16 protein-coding genes are annotated in these 17,707 nt (G+C 70.8%); 12 read left to right on the forward strand and 4 right to left on the reverse strand.

Annotated features, from left to right (window positions below; translation table 11 throughout):
* The first annotated feature begins 83 nt into the window (after nucleotides 1-83).
* The 11 genes from HEQ75_RS10505 to HEQ75_RS10555 all read left to right on the forward strand — a co-directional run bounded on the left by HEQ75_RS10505 (nucleotide 84) and on the right by HEQ75_RS10555 (nucleotide 12,363).
* Entirely contained in the window at nucleotides 84-1,082 is a 999-nt protein-coding gene (locus HEQ75_RS10505; RefSeq protein ID WP_235961489.1) for a dimethylarginine dimethylaminohydrolase family protein, read from the forward strand.
* 32 nt (nucleotides 1,083-1,114) lie between these two features.
* Nucleotides 1,115-2,467 carry a GTPase HflX gene (gene hflX, locus HEQ75_RS10510; protein ID WP_168030097.1) on the forward strand — a complete coding sequence of 451 codons (1,353 nt, stop codon included), beginning with the start codon at nucleotides 1,115-1,117 and terminating at the stop codon, nucleotides 2,465-2,467.
* Between the two features lie 187 nt (nucleotides 2,468-2,654).
* Nucleotides 2,655-4,289, forward strand: coding sequence for an amidohydrolase (locus HEQ75_RS10515; protein WP_168030099.1), 1,635 nt, complete (start codon nucleotides 2,655-2,657; stop codon nucleotides 4,287-4,289).
* Entirely contained in the window at nucleotides 4,283-5,224 is a 942-nt protein-coding gene (locus tag HEQ75_RS10520; protein WP_168030101.1) for an ABC transporter permease, read from the forward strand. Before HEQ75_RS10515 ends, HEQ75_RS10520 begins: the two co-directional genes overlap by 7 nt.
* Nucleotides 5,225-5,297: 73 nt before the next feature.
* The gene (locus HEQ75_RS10525) at nucleotides 5,298-6,161 is read left to right on the forward strand and encodes an ABC transporter permease (protein ID WP_168030103.1); all 864 of its coding nucleotides are present in this window, start codon (nucleotides 5,298-5,300) and stop codon (nucleotides 6,159-6,161) included.
* Between the two features lie 20 nt (nucleotides 6,162-6,181).
* The gene (locus tag HEQ75_RS10530) at nucleotides 6,182-7,780 is read left to right on the forward strand and encodes an ABC transporter substrate-binding protein (RefSeq protein WP_168030105.1); all 1,599 of its coding nucleotides are present in this window, start codon (nucleotides 6,182-6,184) and stop codon (nucleotides 7,778-7,780) included.
* Nucleotides 7,781-7,784: 4 nt separating this feature from the next.
* Nucleotides 7,785-8,399 carry a LysE family translocator gene (locus HEQ75_RS10535; RefSeq protein WP_209318481.1) on the forward strand — a complete coding sequence of 205 codons (615 nt, stop codon included), beginning with the start codon at nucleotides 7,785-7,787 and terminating at the stop codon, nucleotides 8,397-8,399.
* Nucleotides 8,400-8,413: 14 nt separating this feature from the next.
* Nucleotides 8,414-9,844, forward strand: a complete 1,431-nt coding sequence (locus HEQ75_RS10540; protein ID WP_168030112.1) for an amidohydrolase family protein — start codon at nucleotides 8,414-8,416, stop codon at nucleotides 9,842-9,844.
* Nucleotides 9,841-10,833, forward strand: coding sequence for an ABC transporter ATP-binding protein (locus HEQ75_RS10545; RefSeq protein WP_168030114.1), 993 nt, complete (start codon nucleotides 9,841-9,843; stop codon nucleotides 10,831-10,833). Before HEQ75_RS10540 ends, HEQ75_RS10545 begins: the two co-directional genes overlap by 4 nt.
* Nucleotides 10,830-11,909: an ABC transporter ATP-binding protein gene (locus HEQ75_RS10550; protein ID WP_168030116.1), complete on the forward strand. Its 1,080-nt coding sequence runs from the start codon at nucleotides 10,830-10,832 to the stop codon at nucleotides 11,907-11,909. The genes HEQ75_RS10545 and HEQ75_RS10550 overlap by 4 nt, the downstream gene beginning before the upstream one ends.
* Nucleotides 11,910-11,961: 52 nt before the next feature.
* The gene (locus tag HEQ75_RS10555) at nucleotides 11,962-12,363 is read left to right on the forward strand and encodes a VHL beta domain-containing protein (protein ID WP_168030118.1); all 402 of its coding nucleotides are present in this window, start codon (nucleotides 11,962-11,964) and stop codon (nucleotides 12,361-12,363) included.
* A 77-nt stretch (nucleotides 12,364-12,440) separates the two neighbouring features.
* Here HEQ75_RS10555 and HEQ75_RS10560 read toward each other — a convergent pair whose 3' ends face one another.
* Nucleotides 12,441-13,004 (reverse strand): hypothetical protein, encoded by a 564-nt coding sequence (locus tag HEQ75_RS10560; RefSeq protein ID WP_168030120.1) that lies wholly within the window; start codon nucleotides 13,002-13,004, stop codon nucleotides 12,441-12,443.
* A gap of 225 nt (nucleotides 13,005-13,229) precedes the next feature.
* Here HEQ75_RS10560 and HEQ75_RS10565 point away from each other — a divergent pair, with 225 nt between their 5' ends.
* Entirely contained in the window at nucleotides 13,230-14,405 is a 1,176-nt protein-coding gene (locus tag HEQ75_RS10565) for an iron-containing alcohol dehydrogenase (RefSeq protein ID WP_168030122.1), read from the forward strand.
* 21 nt (nucleotides 14,406-14,426) lie between these two features.
* Here the strand turns inward: HEQ75_RS10565 and HEQ75_RS10570 are convergent, their stop codons facing one another.
* The 3 genes from HEQ75_RS10570 to secF form a co-directional block, all read right to left on the reverse strand.
* A complete protein-coding gene (locus tag HEQ75_RS10570) occupies nucleotides 14,427-15,593 on the reverse strand; it encodes an EAL domain-containing protein (protein ID WP_209318482.1) in 1,167 nt (388 codons plus the stop codon).
* A gap of 197 nt (nucleotides 15,594-15,790) precedes the next feature.
* Entirely contained in the window at nucleotides 15,791-16,744 is a 954-nt protein-coding gene (locus tag HEQ75_RS10575; RefSeq protein ID WP_168030127.1) for a Bug family tripartite tricarboxylate transporter substrate binding protein, read from the reverse strand.
* Nucleotides 16,744-17,694: a protein translocase subunit SecF gene (secF, locus tag HEQ75_RS10580; protein ID WP_168030284.1), complete on the reverse strand. Its 951-nt coding sequence runs from the start codon at nucleotides 17,692-17,694 to the stop codon at nucleotides 16,744-16,746. Before secF ends, HEQ75_RS10575 begins: the two co-directional genes overlap by 1 nt.
* Between the last annotated feature and the right edge of the window lie 13 nt (nucleotides 17,695-17,707).

The raw sequence follows: 17,707 nt of genomic DNA on the forward strand, positions 1-17,707 counted from the left end.
GCGCCATGCGGCCGCGCCACGACAAGATGGCGCGGCACCATGTTCCGCCAGGCAGCGAGGAAGGCTCCGCCATGACGCGCGCGATGAGTGAGTTCGACCACCGCTACAACATGCTGATCGAGCGCTTCGCCAGCGAGCCGGAGCCGGCCTTCGAGACCGCCGGCGAGCAGGCCTTCACCTGGGGCCGCGAATGGGGCTGCAATTCGGATATCGGCACGCTGCGCGTGGTGCTGATGCACCGCCCCGGCGAGGAGATGCGCGTGGTGGACAGGCTGCCGCACATCCCGGAACTCAACGCCTTTGGCGATCCCGCCACCGGCGCCTATTGGCGCGGCGATACGCGCCCCACGCTGGAACAGCAGCAGGCCCAGCATGATGCGCTGGCGGCCGCGCTGCGCGAGGAAGGCGTGGAGGTGGTGTACCTGAAGCGCGCCGCGCCGGGCCGGCACAAATCCATTTACACCCGGGACAGCTGCATCGGCATCCAGGGCGGCGCCATCGTCACCCGCATGGGGCCGCGCATCCGGCGCGGGGAGGAAGCGCCGGTGACGGAGACGCTGGCGGCGCTCGGCATGCCCATCCTGCGCACCATCCACGGCACCGGGCTGATGGAGGGCGGCAGCTTCGCCTATATCCGGCCGGACCTCGCCGTGGTCGGCGTCTCCTCCCGCGTCAATGAGGAAGGCGCGCGGCAGCTGGAGGAGGTGCTGGCGGTGCAGGGCACGAAGCTGATCCGCGTGCAGATCCCGGGCTACCGCCTGCATATCGATGGCGCCTTCGTGATGATCGACCACGACACCGCGATCGTGAACCCCTCCACGCTGCCCTTCGTCTTCATGGAGGCAATGAAGCGCGAGGGCGTGAAGCTGATCGCGGTGAACCACGAGGACCCGTCCTGGACCATCAACTGCCTGGCGGTCCGGCCCGGCCGCATCCTGATGAGCGACAAGGTCGGCCCGCGGACGCAGGAGGCGCTGGACCGCGCCGATATCTCCATCCGCCTGGTCGATTACGACAAGGTCGGTCTTGGCGGTGGCGGCATCCACTGCTCCACCAGCCCGCTGGTGCGCGACCGGCTCTGAGCTTTTCGCGGGATCCGTGCTAGGCCCCGGGGATGGAGACCAAAGCCCCGATCCCGCTCGCCGTCCTCGTCGGCATCCAGACGCCCGAGGTGGACGACATCGCCCACGCCGCCAGCCTTGAGGAACTCGGGCGGCTGGTGAAGACGCTGGGCTATGAGGTGGTGGGCCAGGTGTCCCAGCGCCGGGAGGGCACCGGCGCTGGCTCGCTGCTCGGCAGCGGCAAGCTGGCCGAACTGGCAGCGCTGACCGGCGGCACCGGCGAGATCGGCACCATGGCGCCGCCGCCCCGGGCCAAGGCCAGGCAGCGCTTCGAGGGCGCCGGTGAATCCGCCAGGGCGGAGGCGCCGGAGGAGGCGCCGGCGCGGCGGCCCGAATTCGTCATCGTCGACCACGAACTTTCGCCCAGCCAGATCCGCAACCTGGAACGCGCCACCGGCGCCCAGGTGCTGGACCGCACCGGCGTCATCGTCGAGATCTTCCACCGCCACGCCAACACGCGGGAGGCGAAGCTGCAGGTGGAGATGGCGCGGCTGAAATACGTCGCGCCGCGGCTGCGCGAATCCTCCGGCGGCGGCGGGCGCCAGCAGGGGCCGGGCGCAGGCGAGACGACGCTGGACCTCGACCGCCGCAAGATCCGCGACCGCATCGCGGAGCTGAAGGACCAGCTGGAAGCCGTTCAGCGGGACGCCGACAACCGCCGCTCCGCCCGGCGGGACCAGCTGCGGGTGGCGCTGGTGGGGTATACGAATGCCGGCAAATCCTCCCTGATGCGGGCGCTGACCGGCAGCCAGGTGCTGGTGGAGGACAAGCTGTTCGCCACGCTGGACACCACCGTGCGCATCCTGCAGCCGGAGACGCGGCCCCGCGTGCTGGTCTCCGACACGGTCGGCTTCATCAAGCAATTGCCGCATGACCTGGTGGCCTCCTTCCGCTCGACCCTGGCGGAGGCGCTGGAGGCGTCGCTGCTGTTGTTCGTGGTGGATGCCTCCGACCCGACCTATGAGGCGCAGCTGGAGGTCAGCCGTTCCGTGTTGCGCGAGATCGGCGCCGATGTGGTGCCCGCCCGGCTGGTGCTGAACAAGATGGACCGGGTGGATGCGGCCGGGCGCGCGGCGCTGCGGGAGAAGCACCCGGACGCCATCATGCTGTCCGCCCATGCGCCGGAGGATGTGGGCGCCCTGCGGGAGACGCTGATCGGCTTCTTCGAGGCGCAGATGGTCGAGGATGTGCTGCGGCTGCCCTATGCGAAGCAGGGGCTGATCGGCGAGGTCTACGAAAGCGCCCGCGTGCTGTCCGAGGCGTATGACGAGAAGGGCCGCGTGCTGACGGTGCGCGGCCTGCCCGGCGCCATCGCGCGGCTCCAGCGGAGCCTCGCCACGCCCTGAGCGTGGGCGTGCGGCCGCCCGGCGGGCGGCGCATGCTGTCGCGTCATCCTGCCCAGGGAAGGGGCGGTTCATCTCCGCAGGACGCGCCGCGCGCCATCTTCGTCCGTGATCGCTGGGTTGACGCGCGTGGATCGCAGCATGACAGTCCTGCCATATTCGTTGCGCGCGAACGGGGTTTGGCGGATTGATGAGCCAGGAAGTTGTGTTCACCGGCGGGCGCGTGTTCCGCGGCCTGGCGGGCGGCTTTGCCGAGGCTGTGGCGGTCCGGGATGGGCTGGTGCTCGCGGTGGGGGCGGAGGCCGATGTGCTGGCGGCGGCCGGGCCACAGGCGCGGCGCGTGGACCTGGCGGGCCGCGTCGCCATCCCCGCCTTCAACGAGGCGCATATGCACCTGCTGCCCTATGGGCTGGCGCTGGCGGGGGTTAATCTGCGGGCCGAGGCGGTGCGCAGCCTGGACGAGGTGCTGGCCCGAATCGGCCGCGCCGCGCAGCAGGCCCCGAAGGGCGCCTGGGTGCTCGGCCGCGGCTACGACCATGCGGAACTCGATATCGGCCGGCATCCCACGGCGGCGGAGCTGGACCGCGTCTCGCCGGACAATCCCGTCTTCATCGTCCGCACCTGCGGCCATATGGGCGTGGCGAATTCCGCGGCGATGCGCGCGGCCGGCGTCGGCCACAACACGCCGGACCCCGAGGGCGGCGTGGTGGAACGCCGCGGCGGCGCGCTGACCGGCCTGTTCCAGGAACGCGCCATGCGGCTGATCCGGGACGTGGTGCCGGAGCCGGATGAGGCGACGCTGGTGGCGGCGATCGAGCGGGCGGGCAACCACCTGGCCTCGCTCGGCTTCGCCTCCGCCACCGACATGAATGTCGGCATGACGGCCGGCATGGCGGAGGTCGCCGCCTTCCGCAGCGCCGTCGCCACGGGCCGCTCGCCGATGCGCATGTGGAACGTGCTCGCCGGCAATCCGGAAGGCATCGCGCTGCAGGCCTGGGAGGCCGGGCTGCGGCCGGGCCAGGGCGACGACATGCTGCGCTGGGGCGCGGTGAAGGTCTTTGCCGATGGCTCCGCCGGTGGCCTGACCGCGGCCTTCTTCGACCCGTATCTGGAGAGCGCGGGCGGCGGCACCGGCGTCTTCACCTTCCCCGACGACAAGATCCACGCCTTGCTGAAACTGTTCCATGAGCAGGGCTGGCAGCTGGATATCCACGCCATCGGCGATGCGGCGATCGAGCAGGTGCTGGTCGGCATGGAGATGGCCGACAGCGAAGCCCACCCTTTCCTCGGCCGCCGCCACCGCATCGAACACTGCGGCTTCCTGACGCCGCACCAGCGCAAGCGCATGCTGGCGCGCGGCATCCTGCCGGTGCCGCAGCCGGCCTTCATGTACGAGTTCGGCGACCTCTACATCCGCAACCTCGGCCGCGCGCGCAGCGAGGAAGCCTATCCGATGCGCACCTGGCTGGAGGAGGGGCACCATCCGGCGGCGTCCTCCGACTGCCCCGTCTCCTCCGTCGATCCCTTCGCCAATCTCTTCACCATGCTGACGCGCAAGACCAATCGCGGCACGGTGCTGGGGCCGGACCAGACGCTGACGGCGGAGCAGGCCGTGCACTGCCAGACCTGGTGCGGCGCCTACACCCAATTCGCCGAGGATCGCCGCGGCACGCTGGAGCCGGGCATGCAGGCCGACATCGCCGTGCTGTCGCGCGACATTTTTGCGAGTGAGCCGGAGCAGGTGCTGCGCGACACGCGGGCGGACCTGACGCTGCGCGGCGGCGCGGTGATCTTCGACCGGCACGGGGCGCTTGCATCATGCTGAGGCATGCGGTGCAGCGGCTGCTGCTGGCGGTGCCGGTGATGTTCGGCGTGCTGCTGGTGGGCTTCCTGCTGATGCAGGTGGTCCCCACCGACCCCGCCATCGTCCGCGCCGGGCCGAATGCGAGCGCCGAGGTCATCGCGCAGATCCGCACCGACCTCGGCCTGGATGAGCCGCTCTATGTGCAGTTCGCGCTGTATCTGTGGCGGCTGCTGCAGGGCGATCTGGGCGTCTCCATCATCAACAACGTGCCGGTCGCCGGCGAACTCGCCTCCACCATCGGGCCGACGCTGGAACTGATGCTGGCCAGCCTGATCTGGTCCATCCCGCTCGGCATCGCCATGGGCACGGTGGGTGCCTATTGGCGCGGCGCGCTGATCGACCGGGTGGTGATGGCCTTCAGCGTCGCGGGCGTTTCCGTGCCGGTTTTCTTCCTCGGCCTCGTGCTGATCTGGTTCGTCGGCTTCCAATGGCAGTGGCTGCCCTTCACCGGGCGCGAGGGGCCCTTGTGGACCTGGCAGGGCCTGCGCGCGATCATCCTGCCGGCCATCACGCTGGGCGGCGTCTTCGTGGGCCCCGTGGCGCGCATGACGCGCACGGCGGTGCTGGACGTGCTGGGCGCGGACCATGTGCGCACCGCCCGCGCCAAGGGGCTGACGGAACGCCTTGTGGTCACGCGGCATGCGCTGCGCAACGCCATGGTGCCGGTGGTGACGCTGATCGGCCTGCAGATTGGCTTCCTGCTGGGCGGCGCGGTGGTGACGGAAACCGTGTTCTCCTGGCCCGGCGTCGGGCGCCTGGCGGTGGGTGCCATCCTGTCCTCCGACTTCCCGATGGCGCAGGGCACCATCATCGTCCTGTCCATGGGCTTCATCCTGGTGAACCTCACGGTGGATCTTCTCTACGGGGTGTTGGACCCGCGGGTGCGGGCATCATGACGGCTTCCGATGATCGCAGGGCGCAGACGCCATTGGCGGCGAGCACCGGAGATCTGAATCGGATGTCTCAGCCATGAGCACGACTGTGACGGAGATCGTCGCCCCCGCCCGGCCGGGCACGCTCAAGCTGTTGCTGCGCGAGCCGGCGGCGGCGGTGGCACTTGCCATCGTGGTGCTGGTGATCCTGGCGGCGCTGCTGGCGCCCTGGCTCGCCCCCTACGACCCCTTCGAGACCGACCTGATGGCGGTGATGCAGCCGCCGGACGACAAATACCTGCTGGGCACGGACGGGCAGGGGCGGGACATGCTGTCGCGCATGCTGTTCGGCCTGCGGGTGACGCTGGCGATGGGTGCGCTGAGCCTTGGCATCGGTGGCGCGATCGGCGTGGCGATGGGTTTCGCCGCCGCGTATTACCGCCGTGTCGACGGGCTGCTGATGCGGCTGGCGGACATCATGCTGTCCTTCCCCGCCATCCTGTTCGGCCTGGCCATCGCGGCGATCTTCGGGCCGGGCGTCACCGCCGTGGTCATCGCGCTGGCGGTGGCGACGGTGCCGCTGATGGCGCGCATCGCGCGGTCCACCGCGCTGGTCGTGCTGGGGCAGGACTACATCGAGGCGGCGCGGGCGCAGGGCATGGGCGATGCGCGGCTGATCTGGCGGCACCTGATGCCGAACTGCGCCAGCCCGATCCTGGTGTTCGCCACGCTGCGCTTCGGCCAGGTGATCCTGCTGGGTTCGGCGCTGTCCTTTCTCGGCCTCGGCGCGCAGCCGCCGATCGCGGAGCTGGGCGCGATGGCGGCGCAGGGGCGCACCTTCCTGTTCTTCGCGCCGCATATTTCCGTCATCCCGGCCATCGGCATCTTCGTCGTCGTGCTGGCCTTCAATGTGCTGGGGGATGCGCTGCGCGACGCGCTCGACCCCCGGCTGCGCGTCTGATGTCAATCAGGGAGAAGAAGATGAGGATCCTCAAGGGTGCGATGGTCGCCGCGCTGGCGGCCGTGGTCGCCATGCCGGCGGTGCCGGCACTGGCCCAGACGCCGCGCAACACGGTGGTGTTCCTGCGCGAGATCGACGCGGACCGCTACGACCTGCACCGCTCCACCGCGCGCAGCGCGGGCGAGGTGGTGGGCATGATGACCGACACGCTGGTCAGCATGGATTTCGACGGCCAGACGGTGCGCCCCGGCCTGGCGGAACGCTGGACCGTCTCCCCGGACGGCAAGCTCTACACCTTCCACCTGCGCCGCGACGTCACCTTCTGCGACGGCAAGCGCTTCACCGCCGCCGATGTGGTCTATTCCATCAACCGCTGGATCGCGCGGGAGACGCGCAGCCCGGTGGCGTGGCGCGCCGGCCCGGTGAAGGAGATCCGTGCCGTCGACGACTACACCGTCGAGTACGAGCTGAACGCGCCCTTCTCCGAGCTGCTGTCGCAGCTGACGCTGTTCTTTGCCGGCATCGTGGACAAGGAGACGGTGGACCGGCTGGGGCAGAATTTCGGCAGCCAGGGCTTCAACGGCACCGGCCCCTATTGCTGGTCCTCCTGGACCCCGCGGAACGAGCTGGTGCTGACGCGCCACCCGACCTACAGCTGGGGCCCGCCGATCTATCAGAACCGGGGTCCGGCGCATGTCGAGCGCATCGTCTGGCGCGTTGTGCCGGAACCCTCCGCCCGCCTCGCCGCGCTGCAGACCGGCGCCGGTGACGTCACCCAGTACATCCCGACCGTGGCGCTCACCAGCCTGCGCCGCGTGCCGACCGTGTCCGTGCTGACCCAGCCCAACTACTTCTGGGACTTCTACATGGGCTTCAAGGTGGACAAGCCGGTGATGAACGACCGCGCCGTGCGCCGCGCCATCCACCAGGCGGTGGACCGGGAGGCGCTGGTGCGTGCCGTGTGGTTCGGCCATGCGCAGCCGGCACTGAACATCATCAACCCGAACGCGCTGGACTACGACGCGCAGTCGGACGCGATGGTGCCGCGCTTCGACCCGGCCGCCGCCCAGCGCACGCTGGAGGAGGCCGGCTGGCGCATGGGTAGCGACGGCGTGCGCGTGAAGGACGGCCAGCGCGCCACCTTCCTGACCTACGGCATCAACACGCTGGAGAACCAGCGGCAGAGCGAGATCATCCAGCAGGCGCTGCGCCGCGTCGGCATCGAGATGCGCATCCAGCTGTTCGATGCGACGGTCGCCTGGGGCCGCATGGCCACGCAGGAATTCGACGCGCTGTTCCTGTCCTACCCGTACTTCTCCGCCGGCGATGCGCTGAGCCTGTACTGGCACAGCCGGTCGCGCCCGACGCCGAACCGGATGAACTGGAACAACCCGCAGACCGACGCCTGGCTGGAGGAAGCGCGCAGCGCCACCGACCCTGCCGTGCGCCGCACCGCGCTCGCCAACATCCAGCGCCAGCTGGCCGAGGAATCGCCCTGGCTGACCACGGCGCGCGAGAGCCTGTTCGTCGGCGTCTCCAACCGTGTCACCGGCCTGCGTGCGCATGGGCTGTACGGCATCGGTGTCTACAAGGCGCTCGACATGCGCGTGACGCGCTGAGCGCATGATCGGGGTCGAGTTCCTGCTGACCTCGCTGGTGGTGGTGGCCTCGCCCGGGACGGGCGTGGTCATCACCCTGGCGGCGGCGCTGTCGCATGGACGGCGGGCGGCGGTGGTCGCCGCCTTCGGCTGCACGCTCGGCATCCTGCCGCACATGCTGGCGGCCATCACCGGCCTGGCGGCACTGCTGCACGCCAGCGCCCTGGCCTTCGAGGCGGTGCGCTGGGCGGGCATCGCCTATCTGCTGTGGATGGCCTGGGCCAGCCTGCGCGCGGACGGGCCGCTGGCCATCCGCACCGATGCGGCGCCGCGGCGCGACCGGGAGGTGATCCTGGCCGCCATCCTGGCCAATCTGCTGAACCCGAAGCTGTCGATCTTCTTCGTGGCCTTCCTGCCGCAATTCGTGGCGAAGGCGGATCCGCAGCCGCTTCTCACCATGCTGGCGCTGTCCGGCGTGTTCATGGCGATGACCTTCGCGGTCTTCGTCGCCTATGGCTGCTTCGCCGCCGCGGCACGGCGGCATGTGCTGCAGCGCCCGGCGGTGCTGGCCTGGCTGCGGCGCGGCTTCGCCGCGGCCTTCGTGGCCCTGGGCGGCCGGCTGGCGCTGAGCGAACGCTGAGTGGAGGGAATGGGATGACAACGGTCATACGCAACGCCGATCTGGTCGTCGCCTGGGACGCCGCGACGGGCCAGCACACCTACCTGCCCGATGCCGATGTCGCCTATGAGGGCGGGCGCATCGCCTTCGTCGGCCGCAACTATGCGGGGCCGGCGGAGGAGGAGATCAGCGGCGCCGGGCTGATGGTCATGCCGGGGCTGGTGAACATCCATTCCCACCCTTCCAGCGAGCCGATGAACAAGGGGCTGATCGACGAGATCGGCTCCCCCGGCCTGTACAATTCCTCCCTGTATGAATTCATGCCGATCTTTCGCGCGGATTCGGAGGCGGTGCCGAGCTGTGTGCGCGTCGCCTTGTCGGAGCTGCTGCTGTCCGGCGTGACCACGGTGGCCGACCTCTCCATGGCGCATCCCGGCTGGATGGACCTGCTGGCCGAATCCGGCATGCGCGTCTGCATCGCGCCGATGTTCAAATCCGCGAAGTGGTTCACGAGGAACGGCCATGTCGTCGAATACGAGTGGGACGAGGCGGCCGGCGAGAAGGCGATGGGCGAGGCGCTGTCGCTGATCGAGCGCGCGGAGCAGCATGAAAGCGGCCGGCTGTTCGGCATGGTGGTGCCGGCGCAGATCGACACCTGCACCGACACGCTGCTGAAGGAAAGCGCGGAGGAGGCGAAGAAGCGCGGGCTGTCCTGGCAGATCCACGCCGCGCAATCCGTGGTGGAGTTCCACGAGATCACCCGCCGCCACGGCAAGACGCCGATCGGCTGGCTGGATTCCATGGGCCTGCTGGGCGAGCGCAGCATCATCGGCCACGGCATTTTTCTCGATGACCATCCCTCGACGAAGTGGTGGACCGAAAGTGACATGCGGCGGCTGGCGGAAACCGGCACCACGGTCGCGCATTGCCCCACCGTCTTCGCCCGCCGCGGCATCACGCTGAAGCATTTCGGCCGCTACAAGCGCGCCGGCGTCAATATGGGGCTCGGCACCGACACCTACCCGCACAACATGCTCGATGAGATGCGGCTGGTGGCCTATCTCGCCCGCACCCAGGCGAACGACCCGCGCAGCATGACGACGACGGAGCTGTTCGACGCGGCGACGATCGGCGGTGCCAGGGCGCTGGGCCGCGAGGATATCGGGCGGCTCGCGGCCGGCATGCGCGCCGACTTCGTGCTGGTGGACGTGACGCACCCGATGATGCGGCCGGGCCGCGACCCGGTGCGCAGCCTGGTCTATGCGGCGGGCGACCGCGCCGTGCGCGATGTCTATGTCGATGGCCACAAGGTGGTTGGCGACGGCAAGGTTCTCACCATGGACTATCACGGCGCCGCGGCGCATCTGCATGAGGCGCAGAAGCGCATCATCGACAAGGCGCCGTCGCAGGACTGGGCGCATCGCCCGGTCGAGGTCTCCTCGCCGCCGACCTTCCGGTGGTCATGACCCCTCTGCTCGAGATCCAGGGGCTGCGGACGGTGTTCCGCAGCGCCAATGGCGACATTCCCGCCGTGGACGGCGTGGACCTGGTGGTGCCGCGCGGCAAGACGCTCGGCATCGTGGGCGAAAGCGGCTGCGGCAAATCCATGCTTTCGCTGTCGGTCATGCGGCTGGTGCCGCGACCGGGGCGGGTTGCCGCCGGGCGCGTGCTGCTGGAGGGGCGGAACCTGCTGGACCTCTCCCCGGCCGAGATGCGCCAGGTGCGCGGCGGCCAGGTGGCGATGATCTTCCAGGAGCCGATGACCAGCCTGAACCCGGTGCACCCCATCGGCCTGCAGATCATGGAGGCGATGCGCGCGCACGACACGCGCGCCGGGCAGAAGGAACTGCGGGAACGCGCCATCGCCGCGCTGGACCGCGTGCGCATCCCCGCGCCGGCGCGGCGCTTCGACGAATTCCCGCACCAGCTCTCGGGCGGCATGCGCCAGCGCGTGATGATCGCCATGGCGCTGGCCTGCCGGCCGAAGCTGCTGATCGCGGATGAGCCGACCACGGCGCTGGATGTCACAGTGCAGGCGCAGATCCTGGACCTGCTGGGCGACCTGCAGGCTGAAACCGGCATGTCCATCGTGCTCATCACGCATGATCTCGGCGTGATCGCCGAAATGGCCGACGAGGTGGCGGTGATGTATGCCGGCCGCATCGCGGAGCGCGCCAGCGCGACGGAATTGTTCGCCAGCCCGCAGCACCCCTACACGCTGGGCCTGCTCGGCTCCGTGCCGCGGCTGGACGAGGCGAGGGAGGAGTTGCTGGCGATCGAGGGCGCGGTGCCGCCGCCCTTCGCCCTGCCCAAGGGCTGCCGCTTCGCCCCCCGCTGCCCCTTCGCCATCGCCGCCTGCACCACCGCCCCCCCGCCGCTGGAGGAGGTGGCGCCGGGCCATTTCGCTGCCTGCATCCGCGCCCCGGTCGAGAACAGCCTGGACATCGCCGCATGACCACCCTGCTGGAGGTGCAGGACCTCACCAAGCATTACCCGGTGCGCCAGGGGCTGTTGCTGGCGAAGCAGGTGGGCACGGTGCGCGCCGTGGACGGCGTCTCCTTCCGCATCGAGCGCGGCGAGACGCTGGCCATCGTCGGCGAATCCGGCTGCGGCAAATCCACCACGGCGCGGCTGGTGCTGCGGCTGATCGAACCCACCGCCGGCACCGTGCGCTTCGATGGGCAGGAGGTTTCGGGCGCCGCGCTGCGCACGCTGCGCCGCCGCGTGCAGGTGGTGTTCCAGGACCCCTATGCCAGTCTCAACCCCCGCCTGCGGGTGGCGGACACCATCGCGGAACCGATGGAGGTGCACGGCATCGGCACCCCGGAGTCCCGCGCCGCCCGGGTGAAGGAACTGCTTGGCCTGGTGGGCCTGGCGCCCTTCCATGCGCAGCGCTACCCGCATGAATTCAGCGGCGGCCAGCGCCAGCGCATCGGCATCGCCCGCGCGCTTTCGGTGCAGCCGGAACTCATCATCTGCGACGAACCGGTGAGCGCGCTGGATGTCTCGATCCAGGCGCAGGTGGTGAACCTGCTGAAGCACCTGCAACGGCGCTTCGGCCTCTCCTACCTGTTCATCGCGCATGACTTGGCCGTGGTGCACCACATGGCCGACCGGGTGGCGGTGATGTATCTCGGGCAGATCGTCGAAAGCGCGGCGAAGCAGGCGGTCTTCGCCAATCCGCGGCACCCCTATACCCGGGCGCTGCTGGCGGCGATTCCGCAGCCGGATCCGCGGCGGCGTGGCCTGGTGAAGCCGATCGGCGGCGACGTGCCGAGCCCGATGAACCCGCCCCCAGGCTGCCGCTTCCACACCCGCTGCCCGCACGCGCGGCCGCGGTGCAAGGCGGAAATGCCGACGCTGCGCGAGATCGAGCCCGGCCACACGGTCGCCTGCCATTTTGCCGAGGTCCTGCCGCCGCATGTCGCCGCGGCCGAGGATGGCATCGCGCCGGTGGCGGCCCAGCGCCTGGCGCTCTACGCCGCCGCCAGGGCGCGGCGGATGGAGGGGCGGGAGCGTCCAGAAATTTGACCTATCCGTAATGGTGTGTGAATAAGTAGCGCTCAACGAGAAAGATTGAGCGATGCGTAGCATCCTTGCCGCCACTCTCCTTCTTGCGGGCTTCGCCGCGACGCCTGCGGCCGCCGCCCCGGCGCGGGAGAGCCTTCAGCTCGACCCGGGGCTGGTGCTGGTCCAGCGCAGCGTGGAACCGCCGATCACCGGCCGTAACTGCCCGCGCCCCGGCACCCGCTCCCCGGGCTCACGCCAGCAGATCCGCACCACGTTCTCCAATGCTAACGACTTCCAGATCAGCCTCTACTGGGTCGATTTCCAGGGCAACTCGGTCCACTACGGCAACATTCGCCCGCGCGGCAGCATGACGCTGCAGAGCTATCTCGGCCATGTCTGGGTCGCCCTGGATCCGCGCGGCCGCTGCCTCGGCCATGCCGCGGTGCCGCGCGGCGAGCCCACCCTGGCGTTCTGACGGCGCGAACCGCACCGCGCGAGACAGCGCCGCGCTGGCCGGTCCCGGCCGCGCCGCTGTCCTGCTTTCGGCGGGCCTCACTCCCGGGTGAAGCTGACATTGACCTCAGGGATGATGGCCACCAGCGCCGTCGAAACCTCGCTGATGCGAAAGCCATCGGGGCGGAAGGCTTCCACCCGCTCCTCGATATCCAGGAGGGTGATCAGCACCGCGCGTTCCAGCGCCCCGCCCAGGCCGCCGCGGGCGGCGAGTTCGGTGCGCAGCGCTGCCTCGTCGGCCTCGCTGATCTCGCCGATGGGCTGGAAGACTAGTTCGATGGCCGGGATCAGGCCGGGCTGCAGGTTGACCGTGGTGATGCGGTAGCCGGCACGGCCGGCCAGCACCTCGAAACGGGCGAAGTCGCTGCGCAGCGTGGCAGCGAAGGCGGTGGCTTCCCGCGCGAAGGCATCCTCCGCACCCCAGATGAAGCGCGTGGTGGCGCCCCAGGCGCCGCGGATCGGGTCGATGACGGCGCTTGTGGCGGCTTCCGCCACGTTCAGCGTGCCGCTCCACAGGGCGCTGGCGTCGAGCGCGCGGGCCGGAAGGGGGGCGAGGGCGATGGCCAGCGCGAGCGTGGCGCCGAGGGTCTTCACAGCCGTCATCCTTGCGTCTCCGTGTGTCGGGGGCGCAATGTTGCGCCGCCGCAGGATCCGCCCGAATTGTTAACGGTTGCATAACACGCCTTCGACTCGCGCCTTGGTCGTGTCCTTGCCGGCGGAAGCGCCACGCCAGCAGCGCCACGCCAGCAGCGCCACAACGTCGTTGCGGGGGCTGACCCGCCGGCGCTTCGGGCCTAACCTCGCGCCCCTTGGGGCAGGGGAATGGACATGGTGGTTTCGCTGGTCGCGCCGCGGCTGATGGTGATGGGCGGCGGGGCCGTCGCGAAGCTGGGCGAGGTGCTGGGCCAGCTCGGCCTGTCCCGGCCGCTGGTGGTCACCGACCCCTTCATGCTGTCCTCCGGCCTGCTGGAACGGGCGCTGGAACCGCTGCGCCAGGCGGGCATGGTGCCGGCGGTGTTCTCCGAAACGGTGCCGGACCCGACGGATACCGTCATCGCCGCCGGCGTCGCCGTGCTGGCGGCCGGGGAGTATGACTGCCTGGTGGGCTTCGGCGGCGGCAGCCCGATGGACACGGCCAAGGCCATGGCGATCCTGGCCGCCGCGCCGGCCGGCGCCAGGATGCGGGACTTCAAGGTGCCGGCAGCGGCCAACCGGGGTGCCGTGCCCATCATCTGCGTGCCGACCACCGCCGGCACCGGCAGCGAGGCAACGCGCTTCACCGTCATCACGGATACCGAGACGGATGAGAAGATGCTCATCGCCGGCCTCGGCGCCCTGCCGCTGGCCGCGGTGGTGGACCATGAGCTGACCTTCGGCCTGCCGGCCCGCATCACGGCCGATACCGGAATCGACAGCCTGACCCATGCGCTGGAGGCCTTCGTCTCCGCCCGCGCCAACCCGGTGTCGGACGACTATGCCCGCAGCGCCATGCGGCTGATCGCGCCCAACCTCCGCCGCGTCTGGGCGGACCCCCAGGATGCCGCGGCGCGGGAGGCGATGATGCGCGGCGCCACGCTGGCCGGGCTCGCCTTCAGCAATGCCAGCGTGGCGCTGGTGCATGGCATGAGCCGCCCCATCGGCGCGCATTTCCATGTGCCGCACGGCCTGTCCAACGCCATGCTGCTGCCGGCCGTGACCGCCTTCGGGCTGGAGGCGGCGCGGCCGCGCTACGCCGAGGCCGCGCGCGTCATGGGCATCGCCAGCGAGGCGGAGGGCGACCAGGCCGCGGCGCAGCGCCTGGTGGAGGAATTGCGCGCCCTGAACCGCGACCTGGCGGTGCCCAGCCCGGCGCGCTGGGGGATTGATGCGGCGAAGTGGGAGGGTCTGCTGCCCTTGATGGCGAAGCAGGCCCTGGCCTCCGGCAGCCCCGCCAACAACCCGCGCGTGCCGGACGAGGCCGAGATTGTCGCCCTGTACCAGGCGAGCTACGGCGCCTCGGCCTGAGAGGACGGCTCCGGCACGGGATCAAGCCGCCTGCGGCGGGGGAGGCTCTGCCACCGCCGCCGCGCTCCAGGCGGCGATCCAGGCGGGCAGGGCGGCCGGCGGCAGCGGGCGGCCGACACCGAAACCCTGCGCCAGGTCACAGCCGGCGGCGGCCACGGCGCGCCAGAGATTCGTGTCCGTCACGCCTTCGGCGATCACCACCATGGCGTGGCGGCGGGCATGGCGGACGATGCGCTCCACCTCCGCCCGCGCCCGGCGCGAATGCGGCATCGCCACCACCAGCTTGCGGTCCAGCTTCACCCCGGCGAAGGGCAGCCGCAGCAGGCCATGCCGCCCGTCATTCAGCCCCAGGTCATCGAGCAGCACGCCGAAGCCGATACGCGCCAGGCGCAGCAGGGCGCGGCGCAGCAGGGCGCGGTCGCGCACCTCGGTGCTCTCGGTCAGTTCCAGCAGCACATCGGCCGGCGCCAGCCCGGCCTCCGCCACCAGGTCGAACAGCCAGCTCGCGAGATCCGGCTTCAGCAATTCGGCCAGCGGGATGTTGAAGGACAGGCGGATGTGGCGGCCGCCGCGCTGCGCTGCCAGATCGGCCGTGGCGCGGCGGGCGACGGCGCGGGTCAACAGGGGCGAAAGCCCCGCACGCTCCGCCAGCGGGATGAATTCCTGGGCGCCGATCGCGGCATGCGGCCTTTCCCAGCGGGCCAGCGCCTCCACCATCACCGGGCGGCGATCCGCCAGCCGGACCATGGGCTGGAAGCGCACCGTGATCTCGCCGCGCGCCAAGCCCAGCGCCAGGTCGGCGGCGTCGCTGGCGGGGCCGGGCTGGGGCGGCGTGCCGGCGGCCAAGGCGGCCGCCAGGCTGGCGCCTTCCGCCGGCACCTGGCGCAGGCCGGGCGGCGATTCCTGGCCAGGCCGGGTCACCACCACCACCTCCATCCCGTTGAAGGGGTCGCGCGCGGCGCTGAGCAGCGCGGAACTGCCGGCGCCGCCTTCCAGGACCAGATGCCGCGGGCTGATGCCGGGCCCCACCATATGCGTCAGCGCCTCGGCCGAGGTCGCCACCAGCACCGGCGGCGGGCCGGCCATGCGGCGGACGGCATCGCGCGTGGCCGCTATCACCAGCGGGTCGCTGGCGACGAGCAGCACCGTTCCCGGCTCCGACAGGGCGCGCCGCTGGCGCCTCAGCATCTTGTCCACGCTCCGCAGACGAGGGAGGTCTGCCACTGTGGCAGGATTTGAGGAGATCTTATCACGTTGTCGTGACACGCGACACGAGGCAAAGCCGGACCTTCCTCCATGCGTGGGCGGCCGGGCAGGGCGCTTCCCACGACATCAGCATGGGCCCGCGCTGCGGGATTGAGAAGCACATGCGCGTGTCCGTGTCGTCAGGCACGACGCGGCAGCCAGGATTCCGCCTCCCAGCGTCGCCGCAGTTCGGAATCCGCCTGCGCCAGCAGCCGTCCCCAGGACTCCGGCCCCAGGAATCGCGGGGTCTGCCCGCGTGCCGCGCATTGCTCGCCGAAATCAGGATCCGCCGCCACCGCCGCCAGGCCGCGCAGCAGCGCGGCGCGGAAGGGCTCCGGCGCCCGCTTGTTCAGCGCGAAGCCGCGCTGCGCCGCGGCCACCAGGTCCACCTCCTGCTCCCGCAGCGTCGCCAGTTCCGGCAGCAGCGGGTTGCGGCGGGCGGCGGCGATGCCCAGCCCGTGCAGCTTGCCTTCGCGGAGCCAGCCGATGCAGTCCGGCAGCGGCAGCATGGCGGCCGCCACATGGCCGGCCATCGCCGCCTGCTTCGCGGCGGCGGCAGTGGGGAAGGCGAAGCGCGGCAGGTCCAGCTTGCCGTCCAGCCGCCAGGCGGCGAAATCCCCGGCACTGCCGGGGGCCGGGGTGCCGAGCGTGCCGCGATCGCCCAGCGCGCGCAGCGCGGCGATGTCGGCCGGCCCGCCGGGGGCGCCGACCAGAACCAGGCTTTCCTCCACCACCGCCGCCAGCGGGGCGACCTGGCTGGCGGGGTTGGGTCGGCCTTCCTCCACCGCGCGGGCCAGCAGCAGGGGTGTGGTGACCACGCCGATCAGCCGCCGCGCCGGGTCCGCCCCGGCCAGCAGCCCCACCGAATCCAGCCCTGAATTGCCGGGATGGTTGCGCACCGCCAGCGTCAGCCGGGGCAGGGCGCGTTCCAGGAAGGGGGCGACGCCGCGCGCCCAGAGATCGACCGCCGAACCCGGCCGCGCGCCGACCAGCAATTCCGCCGGGTTGCGCCGGTCCGCCCGCGCCAGCCCCGGGGCGGCCAGGGCCGCCACCAGGCCCAGCCCCAGCCCGACCGAGGCGCGGCGCGGCAGCATCAGGCGGCCGGGGCCTGCACCGCCGACGCCGCCTCGGTCGGCCGCAGCGCCTTCGCGCCGGTGAACAGCACCAGCGGCGCGGAGATGAAGATGGAGGAGGAGGTGGACAGCACGATGCCGAACAGCATGGTCCAGGCGAAGCCGGCCAGCGCATCGCCGCCGAACAGTGCCAGCGGCAGCGCCGAGAGGAACAGTGTGGCGGAGGTGCCGATGGAGCGGTTCAGCGTTTCGTTGATCGACAGGTCGACCACGTCCCGCAGCGGCATCTGCTTGAACTTGCGGAGGTTTTCCCGCATCCGGTCGAACACCACCACCTTGTCGTTCACCGAGAAGCCGACGATGGTCAGGATCGCCGCGATGGTCTGCAGGTTGAACTCGATCTGCGTGATCGCCAGGAAGCCGATGGCCTTGGTGGTGTCCAGCACCAGCGTGATCACCGCCGCCAGGCCGAACTGCCATTCGAAGCGGAACCAGATGTACAGCAGCATCGCCAGCAGGCTGATGCCCAGCGCGATCAACCCGCCGCGGAACAGCTCGGACGAAACCCGCTCGCCCACCGCCTCCACCCGCAGCACGCGGGTGCCGGGGCTGGCTTCCTCCAGCGCCGCGCGCACGGCGGCCACGGCGCGCTGCGTGCCGGCCTCGTCGCCCTGCACCGGCAGGCGGATCAGCACCGCATCCGGCGCGCCGAATTGCTGCAGCCCGACATCGCCGAGGTCGAGCCGCGACGCCGCGGTGCGCAGCCGGGCGAGGTCGGCCTCGCCCGGGGTGCGGACCTCCATGACGATGCCGCCCTGGAAGTCGATGCCGCGCGCCAGGCCCGGGTAGAAGGCCAGGATGACCGAGGAGAGGGACAGGATGGCGGAGACGATCAGCCCCGCGACCGCCCCCTTCATGAAGCGGATCCGGGTGTTGTCCGGGACGATGCGGAACAACGGGCGGGAGAGCAGGCGGAACATCGGT

The organism is Falsiroseomonas selenitidurans (assembly GCF_012103215.1).
In the GTDB taxonomy this organism is placed as follows: domain Bacteria; phylum Pseudomonadota; class Alphaproteobacteria; order Acetobacterales; family Acetobacteraceae; genus Falsiroseomonas; species Falsiroseomonas selenitidurans.